General features: G+C 67.6%; 3 protein-coding genes. 1 reads left to right on the top strand and 2 read right to left on the bottom strand.

Translation table 11 applies throughout. The annotated features are described in order from the left end of the window. Positions 1-104: 104 nt before the first annotated feature. Positions 105-992 (bottom strand): hypothetical protein, encoded by an 888-nt coding sequence (locus WAW17_RS24925; RefSeq protein ID WP_422335558.1) that lies wholly within the window; start codon positions 990-992, stop codon positions 105-107. Positions 993-1,115: 123 nt separating this feature from the next. On the opposite strand from WAW17_RS24925, the gene WAW17_RS24920 reads away from it, so the two are divergent. Next, positions 1,116-2,768 (top strand): MFS transporter, encoded by a 1,653-nt coding sequence (locus WAW17_RS24920; protein ID WP_422335557.1) that lies wholly within the window; start codon positions 1,116-1,118, stop codon positions 2,766-2,768. On the opposite strand, the gene WAW17_RS24915 is transcribed toward WAW17_RS24920, so the two are convergent. Then, a partial coding sequence (locus WAW17_RS24915) for a diacylglycerol/lipid kinase family protein (protein WP_422335556.1) occupies positions 2,735-3,742 on the bottom strand: 1,008 nt, incomplete at its 5' end. The two genes, WAW17_RS24920 and WAW17_RS24915, sit on opposite strands and share 34 nt — an antisense overlap.

Raw genomic sequence — 3,742 nt, 5'->3', positions numbered from 1 at the left:
CGCCGCCGTGGACGCATTCGGCACCCGAACCGACCACACCGACGATTCGGCCGGCAACTGAACCCATCACCCCGTCGGCGACGACAAGGGAGGAACCACGGGGATCACGCACGTTGCTCAGGTGGTGTGGCCGGCCCGCGGAGATACTTGCCGACCCAGCCCTCGTCGAGGGCCAGCGCTTTGCTGATCGCGGCGGCACCCACGATCACCATCGACAGCACGAACAGCCAGCTGATCGAGGTGAACACCAAGCCGAGTGGACCGAACTTCGTCTGCGCTGACGCCGTGAACTTCGGAAGTGCGAACCGTCCAACGGTACGGGCCACCGTCAGTCCCGATGCGGTGAGTAAGCCAGTACACCACAGCACCCGACCGGACAGCGCGCCCACCGTGAGCAGATACGGGCACACCGTCCACACAAGCATCCACACCACCAGTTCGCCGAGAAACGCGAGCGGCACTCCGACGTAGCGCACACCGGACACCTCCCTCATCACGCCGACCAACGCGGCCGACAGTGCGACGAGGAGGAGGACCACCAACCATCGCCAAACGTCGCGCACGCTGATCGACGGCACGCTCCAGATTTTTCCGTAGATGCGCGCCAGTGCACGAGCGAATGACGTGCCACTGATCGCGACCATCAGCAATCCCGCGACACCGAAGGCCGCGAAGGACGGGTCGGCGGCGGAGAAGGCGCCTACACCGGCCGACAGTGCGGTCGGGTCGAACCCGAACTGTTCGTCGATCGCGCGGGTGGCCAGGTCCCAGTTGCTGAAGATCGAGGTGGCGATGATGACTGGCAGCACCGCGGTGAAGATTTTCGCCGCGAGCGTCATCGACCGGTCGGCGATCTCGATGTCGACGACCCCATCGATCGCGCGCCGAACGGTCCGCCCCTGTGGTGTTCCCTGCAACCAGCCGTTCGCGGATTCGGTTCTCGCGGCGAGGGCTTCGCGGCCCAGGGCCACTGACAGTTTGGTTGGTCTCACACCGTCGACCCAACCGCACCGGCCGGGCATTGTCACCGGTACCCGCAGTCGACGCGCCCCCGAAACACCCTGTGCCGCGGCGCCGGACGCCACATACTGAGAGACGACTGGAGAGGCGACAGCATGAGTAATGATCACGCGCCGACACAGGCGGCGCGGGCAGGATCCGGCCTGGTGCTCACCGTGCTGGCCGCGGGCCAGTTCCTGATGACCCTGGACAGTTCGGTGATGAACGTGTCGATGGCGACCGTCGCCGCGGACGTGGGCACCACGATCACCGGCATTCAGACCGCGATCACCCTGTACACGCTGGTCATGGCGACCCTGATGATCACCGGCGGCAAGGTGGGCGCCATGCTGGGGCGGCGCCGGGCCTTCGGAATCGGTCTGGTCGTCTACGGTGCGGGTTCGCTGACCACCGCCCTCGCACCGAACCTGCCGATTCTTCTGCTGGGGTGGTCGGTGCTCGAGGGCATCGGCGCCGCCCTGATCATGCCCGCGATCGTGTCCCTGGTCGCCGCGAACTTCCCCTCCGACCGCCGCACCGCTGCGTACGGGCTGGTGGCCGCGGCCGGTGCGATGGCGGTGGCCGTGGGGCCGCTACTCGGCGGCGCGGTCACCACTTTCGCGTCCTGGCGGTACGTCTTCGCCGGCGAGGTCGTCCTGGTCCTCGTCATCTTGCTCGTGCTGCGCCGGATCGAGGACGTGCCACCGTCAAAGGTTCGGCTCGATCTCGTCGGATCGGCGCTGTCCGTGCTGGGGTTGGGCATGGTGGTGTTCGGGGTGCTGCGCTCGAGCGAATGGGGCTGGGTGCAGGCGAAGCCCGGCGGACCACAGATCCTGGGCCTGTCCCCGGTCGTGTGGTTGCTGCTCGGTGGGCTTCTCGTCCTCTACGGCTTCCTGCGCTGGCAAACTCGGCTCGCCGACTCCGGCAAGGAGCCACTCGTGGACCCGGGGCTGCTGCGCAATCGGCAACTCACCGGCGGGCTCACCATGTTCTTCGCCCAATTCCTGGTCCAGGCCGGGGTGTTCTTCACTGTGCCGTTGTTCCTGTCCGTGGTCCTCGAGCTCAGTGCCCTCGAGACCGGGGTCCGGATCCTGCCGCTGTCGGCCGCGCTGGTGCTGGCCGCTGCCGGAATCCCGAAGTTCCGACCGTACGCGGACCCTCGCCGTGTCGTCCGGGTAGGCCTGGCCGCGATGATCGTCGGCATCGTGATCCTCGTGGCGGGACTGGACCCGGCCGCCAACGCCGGGGTGGTGATGATCCCGATGCTGTTCATGGGATTCGGGCTGGGGGCACTGTCCTCGCAGCTGGGTGCCCTCACGGTCTCCGCCGTACCCGACGACCAGAGCGCGGAGGTCGGCGGGTTGCAGAACACGGCCACCAATCTCGGAGCATCGCTGGGTACCGCCCTGATCGGATCGATGCTCATTGCGACCCTGACCAGCTCCGTGATCGCCGGAATCGAGGACAACCCGGACGTACCGGTGTCGGTGCAGCAGCAGGCCGCCACCGAGCTGGCCGATGGAGTCCCGTTCCTGTCCACCACCCAGCTGCAACAGGCCCTGGCCGACGCCGGGGTCACCGACACCACCGCCGACGCCGTCGTCGCCGTCAACGCAGATGCTCGCCTCGAGGCGCTCAGGGTTGCATTGTTCGTCGCCGCGCTCCTGGCGATCGCGGCGCTGTTCGCCACCGGCCGCCTACCGCAGACGGCGGTGGGCTCTCCCGAACCACAGGTTCAACCTCGGGGCGCCGACCCGGACGCAGCGTGAGTGCGGTACGCCGCTTGCCACAGTCGAACCCAGTCGAAGGCCGGTGCTGCGGGACGCACCCCGGGCCGTGTCCGGGGGACCCGTACCCGTAATGCATCGGGTTCGACGGTGCACCGCACCGGAGTGCGGAGCAGGAGGGATTCACCGTCGACTCCCACGGGGATCTCCGGGGTGTCGGCGTCTACGACCACCTCGATCGCCGATTCCTGCGTCAGGCCGCGAACATTGGTGCGGCGCAGCAGGCCGACCGCTTGCCGGGTGTTCGCCACCGACAAAGTGACCGCGCCGAGGACGCCGCGATCGAGACGGTCCCGCCGGCTCAGACCCGCCAGATCACTGTTGCCGTAGGGATTGTTGCTCACCAGGACCGCCTGTGGTCCCTCCACGGCAGTCTCACCGATCCGCGCGACCAATTGTGGCCCGGTGTGCCCGGTGAGCAGATCGGGGAGCAGCGTCAGCACTGTTGCGGCCTTGTCGTCGCGGTATGCGGGGCTGCGCACGATTTCGGCGTAGACCCCGAAGGAGGCATTGTTGACGAAGGGGCGACCGTTGATGGTGCCGAGGTCGACTCGCAGCTCGACACCGTCCCGGAGTGCGTCCAGCGATCGGGTCGGATCGGTGCGGTCGAGTCCGAGGTCCATCGCGAAGTGGTTGCGGGTTCCGGCGCTGATCACCAGGAACGGCAGATGGTGTTCGGCCGCGACCGCCGCTACGAGCGCCTGGGTCCCGTCACCGCCCGCTACTCCCAGCAGATCGGCCCCTTGCGCGACCGCTCGCTGGGCCAGCGCGGTGACGTCGATGGTGACCGGCCCTTCGAGCAGCACGACTTCGGCGCCCAGTTCTTCGGCTTTGCGCTTCAGGTCGAATTTCGCGACCTTCCCGCCACCGGAATGCGGATTCATGATCAGGAACGGGTGCTGTGATGGCGGGGCAGGGTATTCGGGCATGGCCATCTCCGCACGCCTGTCACGCAG

Source organism: Rhodococcus sp. (in: high G+C Gram-positive bacteria), assembly GCF_049286785.1.
In the GTDB taxonomy this organism is placed as follows: domain Bacteria; phylum Actinomycetota; class Actinomycetes; order Mycobacteriales; family Mycobacteriaceae; genus Rhodococcus_F.
This window is presented reverse-complemented; position numbering and strand designations above follow the sequence as displayed.

Coding starts and splice junctions, on each gene's coding strand:
- WAW17_RS24920 (WP_422335557.1), top strand. CDS start 1,116: ATGAGTAATGATCACGCGCCGACACAGGCGGCGCGGGCAGGATCCGGC.